The sequence below is a fragment of the Accumulibacter sp. genome (genome assembly GCF_032229525.1).
In the GTDB taxonomy this organism is placed as follows: domain Bacteria; phylum Pseudomonadota; class Gammaproteobacteria; order Burkholderiales; family Rhodocyclaceae; genus Accumulibacter.
This window is the reverse complement of record NZ_JAVTWB010000065.1, coordinates 1-16,298: the sequence shown is the minus strand read 5'-3', so window position 1 is coordinate 16,298 and position 16,298 is coordinate 1. Positions and strand designations below refer to the sequence as shown.

Annotated in this window: 13 protein-coding genes; 6 read left to right on the top strand and 7 right to left on the bottom strand. The window is 64.3% G+C overall.

Annotated elements, in window-relative coordinates; all coding sequences use genetic code 11:
* Positions 1-389: 389 nt before the first annotated feature.
* The 7 genes from RUW20_RS04290 to aceE form a co-directional block, all read right to left on the bottom strand.
* A complete protein-coding gene (locus RUW20_RS04290; protein ID WP_313950962.1) occupies positions 390-1,010 on the bottom strand; it encodes a glutathione S-transferase family protein in 621 nt (206 codons plus the stop codon).
* A 48-nt stretch (positions 1,011-1,058) separates the two neighbouring features.
* On the bottom strand, positions 1,059-1,271 hold the full coding sequence (locus RUW20_RS04285) for a DUF2788 domain-containing protein (protein ID WP_313950961.1): 213 nt from the start codon (positions 1,269-1,271) through the stop codon (positions 1,059-1,061).
* Positions 1,272-1,279: 8 nt separating this feature from the next.
* On the bottom strand, positions 1,280-2,107 hold the full coding sequence (locus RUW20_RS04280) for a DUF2189 domain-containing protein (RefSeq protein ID WP_313950960.1): 828 nt from the start codon (positions 2,105-2,107) through the stop codon (positions 1,280-1,282).
* Positions 2,108-2,265: 158 nt separating this feature from the next.
* Positions 2,266-3,390, bottom strand: coding sequence for a PAS-domain containing protein (locus RUW20_RS04275; protein WP_313950959.1), 1,125 nt, complete (start codon positions 3,388-3,390; stop codon positions 2,266-2,268).
* A gap of 138 nt (positions 3,391-3,528) precedes the next feature.
* Entirely contained in the window at positions 3,529-5,274 is a 1,746-nt protein-coding gene (lpdA, locus tag RUW20_RS04270) for a dihydrolipoyl dehydrogenase (RefSeq protein WP_313950958.1), read from the bottom strand.
* A gap of 13 nt (positions 5,275-5,287) precedes the next feature.
* On the bottom strand, positions 5,288-6,916 hold the full coding sequence (aceF, locus tag RUW20_RS04265; RefSeq protein WP_313950957.1) for a dihydrolipoyllysine-residue acetyltransferase: 1,629 nt from the start codon (positions 6,914-6,916) through the stop codon (positions 5,288-5,290).
* A 12-nt stretch (positions 6,917-6,928) separates the two neighbouring features.
* Entirely contained in the window at positions 6,929-9,622 is a 2,694-nt protein-coding gene (aceE, locus tag RUW20_RS04260; RefSeq protein WP_313950956.1) for a pyruvate dehydrogenase (acetyl-transferring), homodimeric type, read from the bottom strand.
* Between the two features lie 312 nt (positions 9,623-9,934).
* Between aceE and RUW20_RS04255 the strand changes: the two genes are divergently transcribed.
* The 6 genes from RUW20_RS04255 to RUW20_RS04230 form a co-directional block, all read left to right on the top strand.
* The gene (locus RUW20_RS04255; protein ID WP_313950955.1) at positions 9,935-11,839 is read left to right on the top strand and encodes a thiamine pyrophosphate-dependent enzyme; all 1,905 of its coding nucleotides are present in this window, start codon (positions 9,935-9,937) and stop codon (positions 11,837-11,839) included.
* Between the two features lie 122 nt (positions 11,840-11,961).
* Positions 11,962-12,603 carry an indolepyruvate oxidoreductase subunit beta gene (locus RUW20_RS04250; protein WP_313950954.1) on the top strand — a complete coding sequence of 214 codons (642 nt, stop codon included), beginning with the start codon at positions 11,962-11,964 and terminating at the stop codon, positions 12,601-12,603.
* A gap of 143 nt (positions 12,604-12,746) precedes the next feature.
* Positions 12,747-13,598: a bifunctional methylenetetrahydrofolate dehydrogenase/methenyltetrahydrofolate cyclohydrolase FolD gene (gene folD, locus RUW20_RS04245; protein WP_313950953.1), complete on the top strand. Its 852-nt coding sequence runs from the start codon at positions 12,747-12,749 to the stop codon at positions 13,596-13,598.
* Positions 13,598-14,095 (top strand): 5-(carboxyamino)imidazole ribonucleotide mutase, encoded by a 498-nt coding sequence (gene purE / locus RUW20_RS04240; protein ID WP_313950952.1) that lies wholly within the window; start codon positions 13,598-13,600, stop codon positions 14,093-14,095. The genes folD and purE overlap by 1 nt, the downstream gene beginning before the upstream one ends.
* 85 nt (positions 14,096-14,180) lie before the next feature.
* Positions 14,181-15,338 (top strand): 5-(carboxyamino)imidazole ribonucleotide synthase, encoded by a 1,158-nt coding sequence (locus tag RUW20_RS04235; RefSeq protein ID WP_313950951.1) that lies wholly within the window; start codon positions 14,181-14,183, stop codon positions 15,336-15,338.
* Positions 15,328-16,298 (top strand): L-threonylcarbamoyladenylate synthase (locus tag RUW20_RS04230; RefSeq protein WP_313950950.1); only part of this gene is annotated, 971 nt, incomplete at its 3' end. The genes RUW20_RS04235 and RUW20_RS04230, both read left to right, overlap by 11 nt.

Here is a 16,298-nt window from a genome sequence, read left to right as displayed (position 1 = left end):
CTAAAAATGGGGACGCCGTGCATGTTCTCCCGGAGATGATCGGCCAGACGCCCAGCGGCACTCTGGCTGTCCTGCCGACGGTAACTGATGAAGATACCTTGCATCTCTGCGCTCCTCCTTGCTGTGCAGGATAGCAACACTCAGTGGTTGGTGGGGCCAGCAAGAACTCCCCACACTTTCCGGTCAACTCGGCGGCCGGTCGACCGCTGCGTGGTGCACTCGTCGATGATTTGCGTGGAAGGTGCGAAAAACGACCGAATTCGCCAGCCTGAAAAGCGGCGGCGGAAACACGCCACCCTGCCCACGGAGCCTACCCGGGTTGCCCAGACTGCCTGATATTACCGGTTCCGGCCCGGCCGGGTACAAACGGGGGCCGCCAAAGGAAGGTCTCAGGCCAGCTCGGCTTTTGCCCGTTCGTACCAGGCCTTGAGATGGGTGCACTCCGCGGGCACCGACTCCTTCACCCAGGCCATGAAATCGACGGCCACCAGCAGGTCGATATCGGCGAAGGTGAAACCATCGCCGGCCAGCCACGCCTGGCCCGCCAGCTGAGCGTCCAGTTCCGGCAGGATGCAATGCAGCTGCAGGCGCCCGCGCTCGACCAGTTCAGGGAGCTGTGCAAAATCGTAGGGGCCAGGCAGTGCGCGGTTGCGGAAGGCCTCGGCGCTGTTGCGCAGCATGTCGGCGAGGGGTATGACCATGCCGGTGAACAGGCGATGATCCCAGCTGATGACCTGGGCTTTCTCCAGCGCGGTGGTCCCGAGCAGCGGTCTATCCGGGTGGAGTTCCTCCAGGTAGGTGCAGATACCGATCACCTCGGAAAGCAAGGTGCCGTCGTCCAGCAGCAGGGCCGGCACCGTTTGCGCCGGATTGATCGCCCGGAACTGCTCGCCGAGCTGCTCGGCTTTCATCAGGTCCACCTGCTGCGTTTCGATCGCTATGCCCTTGTACTGCATGAACATGGCCAGGCGACGGGGATTTGGCGCGCGGTCGTAGGTATACAGTTTCATGCTGCCTCTCCGATGGGTTGATTGCGGCATTGCCGCTCCGTTCTTATCTTAATGGATGTCGAGCGCCCACTGAATCAGGTACTTGGCGACGAAGCCGACCATGCCGAAGGCCAGGCCCAGGAAGATCACGAAAGTACCCAGTTTGCCGGCCTTCGATTCCCAGGCCAGCTGTCCAACGATGAACAACATGTAGAGCATGAACGCGCCAATCCCGAAGGAGAGGCCAAACCCAGCAATCTGTTCTTCGGAAAAGCCGAACATGGATTCGCTCACCGACCCCGCGGACGTTCCGGAAAGGCACTCGCATCGACCAGAGCGCGGTACGCGTGCCAGCTGGCGTGGCCCAACAGGGGTATCAAGACGATCAGACCCAGCAATCCGGTGGCAAAACCGATCAGTACCAGCAGCATGATCAGTGTCGCCCAGAGAGCCATGGTGCCCGGATTGGCAAGCACTACCCGCCAGCTGGTGAGTACCGCCACCAGCAGGTTGATGCGCCGATCGAGCAGCAGGGGCATGGCGACCACACTGGAGGCGAAGATCGGCGCTGCCAACACACCGCCCATGGCCAGCCAGGCCTCGAACAGGGAGCTGTTGTCGGCCAGCACGACATGACGCAGAAAGTCCACCGGCGTATTGACCGGCGCCGCTGCCAGCAGGGTGATCAGGGCCGCCGAAGTCAGAACCCATCCCGTGCCGGCCAATGCCAACAGGACGCCGAAGCGCACCAGACACCAATAACCACCCGCTTCCATGAAACGCGATTGCTGCCAGCTCAGCCAGGTGTCGCGCAGCAGCTGCCAGCCTACGCTGCCCCCGTGCTCGATGGCACGACTCATCGAGTACAGACTGGTCGCCAGTACCGGTGCCACCAACAGGAAGCCCGAGAAGGCGCCGGCCAACAGCCAGAAGTGCTGGCGAGCCGTGACCAGCAGCGTCAGGCCGAACGCCGCGAGCAGCACCCCGTGCGCCAGGCTCAGGTAGCCGCAGCGCAGCAGATCGCGCCAACCCAGGAGCAGCCATTGCAGCGGCGCGGACAGAGGCACAACGTGCACCGTCGGGCGCAGCGCGGAAAGCTCGGCCGGGGGAGCAGTCATGGGGTTCGAGGATTGGTCATTGCAGGCGCGAGTCTATGCCAAGAAGGTGCCCCGTGTCTTGACTGTCGTCAATGTGGCGTTTGCAATCGGGCCGAGCCGCCGGCCGAGCACCAGCCGCGCGGAGGGTCGACTTTGGCAGGCGAGCGCGTGGGAATCACTCAGGGGCTGTTCGGGATGGTGAAACTGAAGGTCGCACCGTCAGGCGGCGTGCTGGTCACCCAAATGCGGCCGCCGAGATGGTCGACGATGCGTCGGCAAATCGCCAGCCCGAGCCCGGTACCTGGTGGGCGGGTGCCGTTGGCGCCGAGCACCTGGCGAAATTCCTCGAACACCTGCTGCTGTTGCTCGGTCGCGATACCCGGACCGTTATCGGCGACCGAGATCCTTGCTTCGGTCGGCCCACCGTCAAGGCTGACGCGAACCCGACCGGTGCTTTCCGGTGCGAATTTGCAGGCGTTCGACAGCAGATTGATGATCACCTGGGTCAGGCGATCGCGATCACCTTTGATCTTCGGCGCCTGCGGCGGCAGCGCCAGTTCGAGCACGATGCGCTTCTCGGCGAACACTGGCGTGAGCGAAGTAACCGCCGACTTCACCAATTCGCCCGCATCGAGCTCGGCGATGGACCAATCCATGCGCCCGGCCTCGATCTTGGCGAAATCGAGCAGATCGTTGATCATGCGCACCAGACGCAGGCACTCGGTGTTGATGATGCCGAGAAACTCCTGGCGTTGCTCGGCATCGATGTCAGGGTTGTCGCCGAGAATCTCGGCAAACGAGCGGATCGAGGTCAGTGGCGTGCGCAGGTCGTGCGTCACCATGTTGAGGAAAGCCGACTTCGCCTGGTTTGCCTCTTCGGCTTTCTGTTTGGCCGCTTGCAGGCTGTCTTCCCAGGTCTTGCGCTCGGTGACATCGCTATAGGTGGTGACAAAACCACCCCCCGGCAAGGGTGTGCCGCGGACTTCCAGCACCATGCCATTGGGTCGCACGCGCTCGAAACAATGGGGCTCGGCTTTGCTCGCCAGAGCGGTGCGCTCGCTGACCTGCTCTTCGATGTTGCCGGCACCGTAGTCGCCGCGCTCGGCGTTGAAGCGAAAAAAATCGGCCAGCGGCCGGCCGATCGTCCCCAGAGTTTCGGGAAAGCCGAGCAGTTCGAGAAACTGCCGGTTCCAGGCCACCAAGCGAAGCTCCTGGTCGAAGATGCTGAAACCCTGCGCCAGGTATTCGAGCCCGCCGACGATCAGATCGACCCGGCTCGCCTCCACAGCTTTGGCTGACGGCATGAACTTGCTCCTCCTGCGAATCATTGGCGACGCGCCCCCGGTCAAGCCGACGCCGCCCTGAGCCGATGCCCAGTGCATCGCTCGCTGCTGCCCCCCGCCAGGGACAGCAGCGTTACTGGCGGCCAGCGACAGACCTGCCTACTTCTTCTTCATCGCTGGCAGATCGGTGCACACCCCTTCGTACACTTCGGCGGCCATGCCGACCGACTCACCCAGGGTCGGGTGCGGGTGGATGGTGTGGCCGATGTCGGTAGCGTCGCAGCCCATCTCGATCGCCAGGCAGATTTCACCGATCAGGTCGCCGGCTTCGGTGCCGACGATGCTGCCGCCGATGATGCGGTGCGTTTCTTCGTCGAAGATCAGCTTGGTGAAACCCTCCTCCCGACCGTTGGCCAGGGCACGACCCGACGCTGCCCAGGGGAAGACGCTCTTGCCGAACTTGATCCCTTCGGCGCGGCACTGCTCCTCGGTCTTGCCGGCCCAGGCGATTTCCGGGTCGGTATAGGCCACCGAGGGAATCTGCAGGGCGTCGAAACAGCGCTTGCTGCCGTTCGCTGCTTCAGCGGCAACGTGCGCCTCGTGCACGCCCTTGTGCGCCAGCATCGGCTGCCCGACGATGTCGCCGACGGCGAAGATGTGCGGCACGTTGGTGCGCTGTTGCGTATCGACCGCAATGAAACCGCGGTCGCTGACTGCGACGCCTGCATTCTCGGCCGCCAGCTTGCGACCGTTGGGCGTGCGGCCAACGGCGACCAGCACCAGATCGAAACTTTCCTTCTCGTCGTTGCTGTAGGTGACCTCGATGCCAGCGGCACTGGCGGTGGACGCGACGACGCCAGTGTTGAGCAGGATACGATCAAAACGGTGTGCGTTCTTCTTCTCCCAGACCTTGACCAGGTCACGGTCAGCACCGGGCATCAGCACCGGCCCGAGCTCGACAACGGTGATGCGCGAGCCAAGCGCCGAGTAGACGCTGGCCATTTCGAGGCCGATGATGCCGCCGCCGATGACCAGCATTCTATTCGGGATCTGCCGCAGCTCGAGGGCGCCGGTCGAATCGACGACGCGTGGATCGTCATTGGGCATGAACGGCAGCGCGACGGCTTGCGAACCGGCGGCGATGATCGCTTTCTGGAAACGGACCACCTTCTTCCCGCCACTCGCGAGCGTCACTTCGACGTGGTTTGAATCGAGAAACTGGCCGACACCGTGCAAGACTTCGACCTTGCGGCCCTTGGCCATGCCGGCGAGGCCACCGGTCAGCTTGCCGACGACCTTGTCCTTGTGTGCCCGCAGCTTGTCGAGGTCGATGCTGGGGGCGGCGAAACTGACCCCGCAATCGGCCATGTGCTGCGCCTCCTCCATCACCCCCGAGATGTGCAACAGGGCCTTCGAGGGAATGCAGCCGACGTTCAGACAGACGCCGCCGAGCGTGGCGTAGCGCTCGACGAGAACCGTCTTCATGCCCAGGTCAGCGCTGCGGAAAGCGGCCGAATAGCCGCCGGGGCCAGCACCGAGGACCAGCATCTCGCACTCGACGTCGGCACTGCCGCTGATCGCTGCCGCCGCCTGTGGAGCGGGAACGGCACTAGCCACCGGCGCCGCGGCAGTCGCCGCCGCTGCCGGTGCCGCCTGGCTTGCGTCGCTGGCTTCGATCAGCACCACCACCGCGCCTTCGGAGATCTTGTCACCGAGCTTGACTTTCACCTCCTTGACCACGCCGGCAACGCTGCTCGGCACGTCCATCGTCGCCTTGTCGGATTCGAGGGTAACCAGCGCGTCGTCGATCTTGACTGTATCGCCAACCGCAACGCAGACGTCAATGACCGGTACGTCGTGATAGTCGCCAATGTCGGGCACTTTTGCTTCGATGATCTGGCTCATGGTCTTCTCCCGATCAAAGCAGCACGCGTCGCATGTCGGCGAGCAACTGGGCTAGGTAAACGTTGAAACGGGTAGCCAGCGCGCCGTCGATGACGCGGTGGTCGGCAGTCAACGACAGCGGCAGGATCAGGCGCGGCTCGAACTGGCTGCCGTTCCAGACCGGCTTCATCACCGACTTGTTGACTCCCAGGATGGCCACTTCCGGGGCATTGACGATCGGTGAGAAGTAAGTGCCGCCAATGCCACCAAGGCTGGAAATGGTGAAGCAGGCACCCGACATTTCGGCCGGGCCGAGCTTGCCGTCACGCGCCTTCCGGGCCAGCTCACCGCTCTCGACGACGATCTGGGTCACCGATTTCTGGTCGGCGTTCTTGACCACCGGCACCACCAGACCATTCGGCGTGTCGGCGGCGAAAGCAATATTGAAATACTGCTTCATGACCAGGCTCATTTCGCCATCCTGAACGTCGAGCGAGCTGTTGAACGCGGGGAATTTCTTCAGCGCCATGACGCAGGCCTTGATCAGGAAGGCGAGCATGGTGATCTTGGTGCCCGACTTCTCGTTCTCCTTGTTCATCGCCACGCGGAAAGCTTCGAGGTCGGTGATGTCGGCGTCTTCGTGATAGGTCACCGCCGGGATCATCACCCAGTTGCGCGCCAGGTTCTGCGCCGAGATCTTCGCGATCCGCGACAAGGGCTTGACTTCGACGGCGCCGAACTTGGTGAAGTTGACCTTCGGCCAGGGCAGCAGGTCGAGACCACCGCCCAGCGAGGCACCGGCGGCAGCCGCGGCTGCCGGCCCGGCGCTCAAGGCACCCTTGACATAGGCGCTGACGTCCTCCTTGAGGATGCGCGATTTGGGGCCGCTCGGCGTGACCTTGGCGAGGTCGACGCCGAGTTCACGGGCCAGCAGGCGCACCGTGGGGCTGGCGTGCGTCCTGCCACCGAGAGCCAGAGCAGCAGCCGGCGGAGCGGCGGCGGCTGACGGCGCGCTGGCGGCAGGGGCCGCAGCCGGGGCACTTGCGGGAGCACTCGCCGGGGCGGCGGCAACGGCAGCGGTCGAAGCGCCACCGGCGGCGTCGAGAATAACCACCACCGCGCCTGCAGAAATTTTGTCGCCAAGCTTGACCTTGATCTCCTTGACCACGCCGGCCGCCGATGACGGTACGTCCATCGTCGCCTTGTCGGATTCCAGTGTCACCAGCGCGTCGTCGACTTTGACCGTGTCGCCCACTTTGACGCAGATATCGATCACCGGCACATCGCTGTAGTCGCCGATATCGGGCACGGCGACCTCGACCGTCGCGCCGCCAGGAGCAGCGGCTGCCGGAGCCGGGGCCGCGACTGGCGCAGCGGCAGGGGTGCTCGCAGAGGCGGCCACCGGGGCGGCGGCGCCTTCGGCGGCAGCTTCGAGAACCACCACCACCGCGCCTTGCGAAATCTTGTCACCGAGCTTGACGCGGACTTCCTTGACCACGCCAGCCGACGATGAGGGCACATCCATCGTCGCCTTGTCGGATTCCAGAGTGACCAGGGCGTCGTCAAGCTTGACGACATCGCCCACCTTGACACAGACGTCGATCACCGGCACGTCGGTGTAATCACCGATATCAGGGACTTTTACTTCGATTAGTTGACTCATCAGAGGGCTCCCTTAAACCGTCATCGGGTTGGGTTTGTTCACGTCTATGCCGTACCTGGCAATCGCCGTGGCGACCGTTTCCCGCTCGATCGTTCCCTCGTCGGCAAGGGCTTTCAGGGCAGCGACAGTGACCCAGCGGCGATCGACTTCGAAGAAGTGGCGCAGCTTTTCGCGCGTGTCCGAACGACCGAAGCCGTCGGTACCCAGGGTCACATAGCGACGGTTGATGAAGGGGCGAATCTGCTCGGCGAACATTCGCACGTAGTCGGTGGCGGCGATGACCGGGCCGCTGGTTTCGCCCAGGCACTTTTCGACGTGCGACAGGCGCGACGTTTCGGTCGAGTTGAGCATGTTCCAGCGCTGCGCGTCGTTGCCCTCACGCGCCAACTCGCCGAAACTCGGGCAACCCCAGAGGTCGGCATCGACGCCCCAGTCGTTCTTGAGCAGCTCGGCGGCAGCGATCACTTCGCGGAAGATCGTCCCCGACCCCAGCAGCTGCACGCGTGGCGTTGCCTTTTTCTTCTCCGAAGACGGACCGCGACGCAGCAGGTACATGCCCTTGAGGATGTCCGCCTCGGCGCCTGCCGGCATTTCCGGATGTTCGTAGTTCTCGTTCATCACGGTGATGTAGTAGAAGACATCCTCCTGCTCCTCGTACATCCGGCGCATGCCTTCACGCATGACCACCGCCACTTCGAAGGAGAAGGTCGGGTCATAGCTGATGCAGTTCGGAATCAGCCCGGAGAGGACCAGCGAATGGCCGTCTTCGTGCTGCAGGCCTTCGCCGTTCAGCGTCGTCCGGCCGGCGGTGCCGCCGATCAGGAAGCCACGGGCACGCTGGTCGCCGGCTGCCCAGCAAAGGTCCATGGTGCGCTGGAAGCCGAACATCGAATAGCAGATGTAGAAGGGAATCATCTGCACGCCATGCACCGAGTACGCGGTCGCCGCGGCGATCCAGTCGCTCATCGCGCCAGCTTCGTTGATCCCTTCCTGCAGCACCTGGCCGTCGATCGACTCCTTGTAGAACATCAGCTGGTCGTGGTCTTCAGGGACGTACTTCTGGCCCTGCTGGTTCCAGATGCCGATCTGGCGGAAGAGACCTTCCATGCCGAAGGTGCGTGATTCGTCGGGGACGATCGGGACCACGTGGCGGCCGATCTTCTTGTCCTTGAGCAGGATATTCAGGAAGCGGACGATGGACATGGTGGTGGACACCTCACGTCCCTCGCCCGATGCCTTGAGCAGTGCCTCGAATGCCGCAAGCGCAGGGATTTCCAGTGGCGCCGCGGTGCGCCGGCGCTGCGGCAGGTAGCCACCGAGATCCATCCGCCGCTGGCGCATATAGGTCAGCTCGGGCGAGCCTTCCTCGAACTTCAGGTAGGGCAGTTCCTTGAGCTGGTCGTCGGCGACCGGCAGGTTGAAGCGATCGCGGAAGCGTTTGATCGCCTCGTAGTCGAGCTTCTTCTGCTGGTGCGAAATGTTCATCGCCTCGCCGGCCTGGCCCATGCCAAAGCCCTTGATCGTCTTGGCCAGAATCAGCGTCGGCTGACCCTGGTGCTCGACAGCCGCCTTGTAGGCGCTGAAGATCTTGAAGATGTCGTGACCGCCGCGGTTCAGCGCCCAGACCTGCTCGTCGGTCCAGTCAGAGACCAGTTCCTTGAGCTCCGGGGTGTTGAAGAAGTACTCGCGGACGTAGGCGCCGTCCTTGGCCTTGAAGGTCTGGTACTCGCCGTCGACGCAGTCCATCATGCGCTGCTTGAGGATGCCACTCTTGTCGCGCAGCAGGAGCGTATCCCATTGCGTTCCCCAGACCAGCTTGATGACGTTCCAGCCGGCGCCGCGGAAGGTGCCTTCGAGTTCCTGAATGATCTTGCCGTTGCCGCGTACCGGCCCGTCGAGGCGCTGCAGGTTGCAGTTGATGACAAAGATCAGGTTGTCGAGCTTCTCGCGCGCAGCCATGCCGATAGCGCCGAGCGATTCGACCTCGTCAGTCTCACCGTCGCCAAGGAAAGCCCAGACCTTGCGGTCACCGGCTTCGATGAAGCCGCGGCTGTCGAGGTATTTCATGAAGCGCGCCTGGTAGATCGCCTGGATCGGACCGAGGCCCATCGAGACGGTCGGGAACTGCCAGAAATCGGGCATCAGCCAGGGGTGCGGGTAGGACGAGACGCCCTTGCCATCGACCTCCTGCCGGAAACAGTCCATTTGCGCGTCGGTCAGGCGCCCGAGCAGGTGCGCACGGGCGTACACGCCCGGCACCGAGTGCCCCTGGAAAAAGATCAGGTCGCCGCCGTGTTGCTCGGAAGGCGCGTGCCAGAACCACGAAAAGCCGACATCGTAGAGCGCCGCTGCCGAGGCGAACGAAGCAATGTGCCCGCCGACATTGCTGTCCCGGTTGGCCCGCACAACCATGGCCATCGAGTTCCAGCGGATGTAGTTGTGGATCTTGATTTCCAGATCGGCATTGCCGGGATACTTGGGCTGCTGATCGACCGGGATGGTGTTGACGTACTCGGTCGTGGCGCTGTAGGGGATGTCGATTCCCTCCTGGCGCGCCTGCGAAATCAGGCCATCGATCAGGTAGTGGGCACGCTCGGCACCCTCCCGGTCGATCACGCCGCTCAGCGCGTCTTGCCATTCCTGGGTCTCTTGCGGGTCGGCATCGGTGATGGCGGCCGACAACGCGTTTTCGGGCAGAGCTGCCATGAACTTGTCTCCTGGTCTGCAGAATCGTGAAGTGAAAAGTGGTGCTGCGCGCCAAAGTGGACGGCAGCAACGAGGGTAATACGTTGCCTGGCGTCGCGGTACCGCAACGCAGCAATCGATTTTCTTGCCGCATTGTAAAACAGCTTTTTGTATCGTGCAATTTGCGGCTGTCCAATGATCGTCGGCGACTGCACGACCACGCTCTATTGACCACCGCGCGCCCAGGAAGTTGATCTGGATCAACGTTAGAATGTTCTTCAGCGGCTAATTTCCATGTTTTTCTTGGGATTTTTTCCCGTTCGAGGAGACCCGATGAGCGCAGAAGCAGCGATGTCCGACCGCCCCGTAGCGGCCCCAAACCGGCTGCTGATGTCCGGTAACGAAGCGGTGGCACAAGCGGTGTGGGAGGCCGGCGTGCGTGTCGCCGCTGCCTATCCGGGAACGCCGGCGACCGAGATGCTCGAGTGCGTTGCCACCTATCCGGACATCTACGCCGAATGGTCGGTCAACGAGAAAGTCTCGCTCGAAGTGGCTTTCGGCGCCGCCATGGCGGGTTCGCGCAGCTTCTGCGCGATGAAGCATGTGGGCATGAACGTCGCCTCGGACGCCTTGATGACCATGACCCTGACCGGTGTCGCCGCCGGCCTGGTGATCGCCATTGCCGACGACGTCGGCCTGTCATCGTCGCAGAATGAACAGGATTCACGCTTCTGGGGCCGTTTCGCGCATCTGCCGATTCTCGAACCGGCCGACTCGCAGGAGGCGCACGATTTCACGCTGGCGGCTTTCGAACTTTCGGAGCGCTTCGAAACGCCGGTGATCCTGCGTCTGACGACCCGCATCTGTCACGTCAAGGGGCTGGTCGCCATTGGCGAACGTAGCGAACGCCCGGTCAACGGCTTCCACAAGGATGTTGGCCGCTGGGTAATGGTGCCGAGCGCCGCGGGCCGCCGTCTGCCGCTGATGTTCGACCGCGAGCGCAGGCTGCGCGCCGAAGCGGAAGTTTCTCCACTCAACGTGGTCGAGCCCGGTAGTGACCGGCGTGTCGGATTTATCACCTCCGGCCCGGCGTACATGCATGTCCGCGAGAGTTTCCCCGATGCCCCGGTGTACAAGCTCGGCCTGTCTTTCCCGCTGCCCTTCGACGGCCTGCGCAAGTTCGCCGAACAGTGCGACCAACTGGTGGTCGTCGAAGAGGTCGAGCCGCTGATCGAGACCGAACTCAAAGCGCAGGGGATGACGCTCGCCGGCAAGGACATCCTGCCGCAGTCCGGCGAGTTGTCGCCGCAGGTGCTCAAGCCGGCGATCGCCCGCCTGCTCGGCGAGCCGCTTCCCGAAACCGCCAGGGCGACGCCGATGCAGGTCTTCCCGCGGCCGCCGACGATGTGTGTCGCCTGCCCGCACCTGGGCGTCTATTACACCCTCTCGCAGTTGCGCAACGTCACCATCTCCGGTGACATCGGCTGCTATACGCTCGGCTTCGGCCAGCCGTGGAACGCGCTCGACGCGTGCATCTCGATGGGCGCCTCGATGGGCATGGCCCTGGGCCTCGACAAGGGTCGCAGTCCGGCCGAGCAGAACCAGAAGATCGTCGCCGTGATCGGTGATTCCACTTTCCTGCACATGGGCATGCAGGGCTTGCTGGACATCGTTTACAACCGCGGCAACGTCACCGTATTGCTGCTCGACAACCGCGCCGTCGGCATGACCGGCGGCCAGGACAACCCCGGCAACGGCCGCGACATCCACGGCAACGAAGCGCCGCGGGTCAACTTCGCCACCCTGGTGAAGGCGCTCGGCGTACGCGAAGAGCGGGTGCACGTGCTCGACGCCTACGAGCTGCCGGTGCTGTTGCGGACGCTGCGCGACGAGACCAAGATCCCCGAGCCGTCGGTGATCATCACCAGCCAGCCCTGCGTGCTGATCAAGGACTACCAGCCGCGCAAACCCTACATGGTGGCCGACGACAAATGCACCGGCTGCGGCAACTGCGTCGACGTCGGCTGCCCGGCAATCCACGTCACCCGCCGTGACCGGGTCAAGAAAGCGAGCGGCCGCGAAGTCGACCTCGCTTTCGTGCGCATCGAGAGCGCCGCCTGCACCGGCTGCGGCCTGTGCCTGAAACCCTGTGCGCCGGACGCGATTGTGCACGTCGACACCCTGGCGATACCGATCAAGGTGGTGAGGAAGAGCGCCGAACCGGTGCGGCCATCCTAGCGCGGGCTGGCTGTCCAGCGGTGCGGATCGATGTCGCGCCGCCGAACCGCGCGGCGATCTCCGGCATCAGCAGCGGCCGCACCGCACCGCACCGCACCGACACTTTGAAAGGTTCCGACCAGATGTCCCAAACAGGCAAGTACGACACCACCAACATTCTCGTCGTCGGCACCGGCGGCCAGGGCGTGATGACCGCCACCGAGATCCTCGCCGAGGCGGCGATCGCGCTGGGCCATGACGTCAAGAAGACCGAAGTCGCCGGCATGGCGCAACGCGGTGGCGTCGTCTCCTCGCACCTGCGCTTTGGCCGCAAAGTGCTGTCGCCGCAGATCGATCCCGGCTCGGCCGATGTGCTGCTCGGCTTCGAAGCCGCCGAGGCGATGCGCTGGCGCCATATGCTGCGCGCCAATGGACTGGTGCTGATGAACACCGGTCGTCTGGTACCCCCGGTGGTGGAACTCGGCCTCTATGATTACCCCGAGAACCCGGTGGCCGCCATGCGCGCCGCCGGAACGCGGGTCTACTCCTTCGACGCTTCGACCATTGCCCAGGAACTCGGTGACATCCGCCTCGGCAACACGGTGATGCTCGGTGCGATCTCGGACCACCTGTCGTTCCCGGCCGAAGTCCTCGAACGCTGCGTCCTTGCTCGTTTTGCGAGCAAGAAAGCCGAACTGATCGAGCTCAACCGGCTGGCCTTCGCCGCCGGTCGAGCAGCCGCCGAGCGGGCGGCGAAGACCGAAGCGGAAGCCGGCGCTGCCTGATTTGCGATAGAATTCCGCTCCTTCCCCGAACAGCACGCAGAGGCCCCGCGGGCAACTCCGGGAGTAGGCCTTTTTCCCCAGCTTTCCACGCCTTTTCCACGCTTTTTCAATTTTCTCCTCCCGCCAATCCAGGAACACTCAAGATGACGGCAAAAATCCTCGACGGCAACGTGCTGGCACAAAAGCTGCGCGCCGACTTCAAGACCCGGGCAGAAGCCCTTGCCGCGCGTGGCACGCGCCCCGGGCTGGCAGTGATACTGGTCGGCGAAGACGCCGCTTCGCAGGTCTACGTACGCAACAAGGTAAACGCCTGCGCGCAGGCCGGCTTCCACTCGGAAAAAATCCTCTACGCGCCCGATGTCGAGCCGCGGGTGGTGCTCGAAAAGATCGCCGAGCTCAACGCCGACCCGAAAATCCACGGCATACTCGTCCAGTTGCCCCTGCCGAAGCACTTCGACAGCGACGAAGTACTCAAGGCGATTGCCCCGCAGAAGGACGTCGACGGCTTTCACGCCGAAAACGTCGGCGCGCTGATGCAGGGTCACCCGCGTTTCATCCCCTGTACGCCCTACGGCGTGATGAAGTTCTTCGCCGACGCCGGCGTCGATCTCAAAGGCAAGGAGGCGGTCGTCCTCGGGCGCTCGAACATCGTCGGCAAACCGATGGCCATGCTGCTGATGCAGGCCAGCGCAACGGTCACCATCTGCCACTCGCAAACCCGCGATCTGCTGTTCCACACCCGGCGCGCCGACATCCTGGTCGCCGCGCTCGGCCGTGCACGCTTCGTCACCGCCGAGATGGTCAAACCAGGCGCGGTGGTCATCGACGTCGGGATCAACCGCCTGCCGGACGGCAAACTCTGCGGCGACGTCGATTTCGGCCCGGTCAGCGAAGTCGCCTCGGCGATCACGCCGGTGCCGGGCGGCGTCGGGCCGATGACCATCACCATGTTGCTGGCCAATACGCTGGAAGCCGCGGAAAGAGAGGTGGCCTGATGCCACACTCCGAACCGCTGGTCGGCGTCGTCATGGGTTCCGATTCCGACTGGCCGACGATGCAGGCCGCGGCGGTGATGCTCAAGGAGTTCGGTGTGCCCTTCGAGGCACGCGTGGTTTCGGCACACCGCACCCCGGATCTGCTGTTCGAGTACGCGGAGACTGCCGCTCGGCGCGGACTCAAGGCAATCATCGCCGGCGCCGGCGGCGCCGCACATTTGCCCGGAATGCTGGCCGCCAAGACCATCGTACCGGTGCTCGGCGTGCCGGTGCAGTCGAAGGCACTGTCGGGTCAGGATTCACTACTGTCGATCGTCCAGATGCCGAAAGGCATACCGGTTGCCACCTTCGCCATCGGTGAGGCCGGCGCCGCCAACGCCGCGTTGTTCGCCGTCGCCATGCTGGCCACCGGCGATGCCGCGCTGGCCGAGCGCCTCGGCCAGTTCCGGCAGGCGCAAGCGGACAAGGTACGAGCAATGAAGCTGCCCGAGGTGTGAGCGACAGCCTTGCCTAAAACAATGCCTCTCCGCTCGCACTGCCGGCGTCCCTGACCACCATGCCAGCATTTCGCCGGTCACCACAATGATCCTTCCCCCTTCGACTCTCGGCATGCTCGGTGGCGGCCAGCTCGGCCGCTTCTTCGTCGCCGCCGCGCACGAACTCGGCTATCGCGTCTGGGTTCTCGACCCCGATCCGCACAGTCCCGCCGGGCTGATCGCCGACCGTCACCTGGTCGCCGGCTACGAGGATTATGCGGCGCTCGACGAACTGGCGCAGGGCTGTGCGGCGATCAGCACCGAGTTCGAGAACGTTCCAGCCGGCACGCTCGACTATCTGGCCAAGTTCGTTGTCGTGCGCCCGTCGGCGGCAGCGGTCAGCATCTGCCAGAACCGCATCGCCGAGAAGAACTTCCTGCGCCAACACGGCCTGCCCGTTGCCAACTTCGTCGCCGTGCACCAGGAACAGGACCTGCGCGAAGCCTCCGCCGACCTGTTTCCGGGAATTCTGAAAGTCGCCCGGTTCGGCTACGACGGCAAAGGACAAGCGGTCGTCGGCAGCGCTGAAGAAGCGATTGCCGCTTTCCAGCACTTCAAGGGCGAAACCTGCGTCCTCGAAGAGAAACTCCAACTCGCCTGCGAGGTGTCGGTGGTCCTGGCCCGTGACGAGCACGGCCTGAGCAAGAGCTTTCCGACCGCCGAGAATAGCCACCGCGCGGGCATCCTTGACGTCTCCCTGGTCCCGGCCCGTGCCTCCGACGCGCTAAGCTCCCGCGCAGCCGAGCTGGCCGGGCGGATCGCCGAGCGTCTCGGCTACATCGGCACCCTGGCGGTCGAGTTTTTCGTCGTCAGAGGCGAACTGGTGGTCAACGAAATGGCCCCACGCCCACACAATAGCGGCCACTACACGCTCGACGCCTGCCTGACCAGCCAGTTCGAGCAGCAGGTACGCACTCTATGCGGCTTGCCGCTGGGCGACACGCGAGCGCATTCGGCAGCGGCGATGGTCAACCTGCTCGGCGACATCTGGTACGAAAGCGGGCCTGCCGGCAATCGCTACCGTGAGCCGGACTGGGCACAGCTGCACGCCGTCCCCGGCCTCAAGCTGCATCTCTATGGCAAGCACCACGCCAGGCACGGCCGCAAGATGGGACACTTCACCGTGCTCGACGCCGATCCGGGAAAAGCCCGCGAGCTGGCGATGGCAGCGCGTGCCGCGATCGGGATCCTCGATGCTCCCTGAACAGTTGGAGATCGATCGCGCCGTGGCCCTGCTGCAGGCCGGCGAACTGGTCGCCTTCCCGACCGAGACAGTCTATGGCCTGGGTGCGGACGCCGCCAACCGGCTGGCAGTCGGCAAGATTTTTGCCGCCAAGGGACGGCCTGCCGACCACCCGCTGATTGTTCATCTGCCGGGTGCCGGCCACCTCGACCGTTGGGCACGCGGCATTCCGGCGCGCGCCTGGGAGCTGGCCGAGGCCTTCTGGCCGGGCCCGCTGACCCTGATCCTCAAGCGTGCCCCGGCTGTACCGACCGCCGTCACCGGCGGCCAGGAAACCGTCGGCTTACGCGTACCGGCGCATCCGCTGGCGCTGGACCTGCTGCGCGCCTACGCGCAGGCCGGCGGTGGCGTTGACGGCATGTGCGGCCTGGCAGCACCGTCGGCCAACCGCTTTGGCCGAATCAGCCCGACCGACGCTGCGCACGTGCGTGAGGAGCTGGGCGATGCCGTGCCGCTGATCCTCGACGGCGGCCGTTGTCAGGTCGGTATCGAGTCGACGATTCTCGATCTGACGCGCGACGACGCTCTGCGACCGCGCCTGCTGCGCCCGGGGCGAGTCACCCCCGAGCAGATCGCCATGGTTATCGGGGTCTTGCCCGAGCTCGTCACAGAGCAGGCGAGCGAAGGCAAACCGCGCGTATCAGGCGCGCTCGAAGCGCACTATGCGCCGACCACACCGATGCGCCTGGTAGCGTCGGCGCGTCTTGCCGAAGCCATCGACATCCTGCGCGCTACCGACCGTCGCTGCGCCGTCCTCTGTCACCACCAAGTGCCCGACGCCGCCGCGCCACATGCCCTGGTCAGGCTGCCGGCTGATCCGCGCGGCTACGCCCGCTCGCTCTACGCCGCGCTGCGCGAGCTCGATCACGCGGCTGCCGACCTGATCGTCGTCGAGGAAATTCCGGCAACGCCGGAATGGGC

Excerpts from the sequence above, each read along its gene's own strand:
- folD (WP_313950953.1), top strand. The coding sequence starts at position 12,747 with ATGACGGCAAAAATCCTCGACGGCAACGTGCTGGCACAAAAGCTGCGC.
- RUW20_RS04235 (WP_313950951.1), top strand. The coding sequence starts at position 14,181 with ATGATCCTTCCCCCTTCGACTCTCGGCATGCTCGGTGGCGGCCAGCTC.
- RUW20_RS04280 (WP_313950960.1), bottom strand. The coding sequence starts at position 2,107 with ATGACTGCTCCCCCGGCCGAGCTTTCCGCGCTGCGCCCGACGGTGCAC.
- aceE (WP_313950956.1), bottom strand. The coding sequence starts at position 9,622 with ATGGCAGCTCTGCCCGAAAACGCGTTGTCGGCCGCCATCACCGATGCC.
- RUW20_RS04255 (WP_313950955.1), top strand. The coding sequence starts at position 9,935 with ATGAGCGCAGAAGCAGCGATGTCCGACCGCCCCGTAGCGGCCCCAAAC.
- aceF (WP_313950957.1), bottom strand. The coding sequence starts at position 6,916 with ATGAGTCAACTAATCGAAGTAAAAGTCCCTGATATCGGTGATTACACC.
- purE (WP_313950952.1), top strand. The coding sequence starts at position 13,598 with ATGCCACACTCCGAACCGCTGGTCGGCGTCGTCATGGGTTCCGATTCC.
- lpdA (WP_313950958.1), bottom strand. The coding sequence starts at position 5,274 with ATGAGCCAGATCATCGAAGCAAAAGTGCCCGACATTGGCGACTATCAC.
- RUW20_RS04285 (WP_313950961.1), bottom strand. The coding sequence starts at position 1,271 with ATGTTCGGCTTTTCCGAAGAACAGATTGCTGGGTTTGGCCTCTCCTTC.
- RUW20_RS04250 (WP_313950954.1), top strand. The coding sequence starts at position 11,962 with ATGTCCCAAACAGGCAAGTACGACACCACCAACATTCTCGTCGTCGGC.
- RUW20_RS04290 (WP_313950962.1), bottom strand. The coding sequence starts at position 1,010 with ATGAAACTGTATACCTACGACCGCGCGCCAAATCCCCGTCGCCTGGCC.
- RUW20_RS04275 (WP_313950959.1), bottom strand. The coding sequence starts at position 3,390 with ATGCCGTCAGCCAAAGCTGTGGAGGCGAGCCGGGTCGATCTGATCGTC.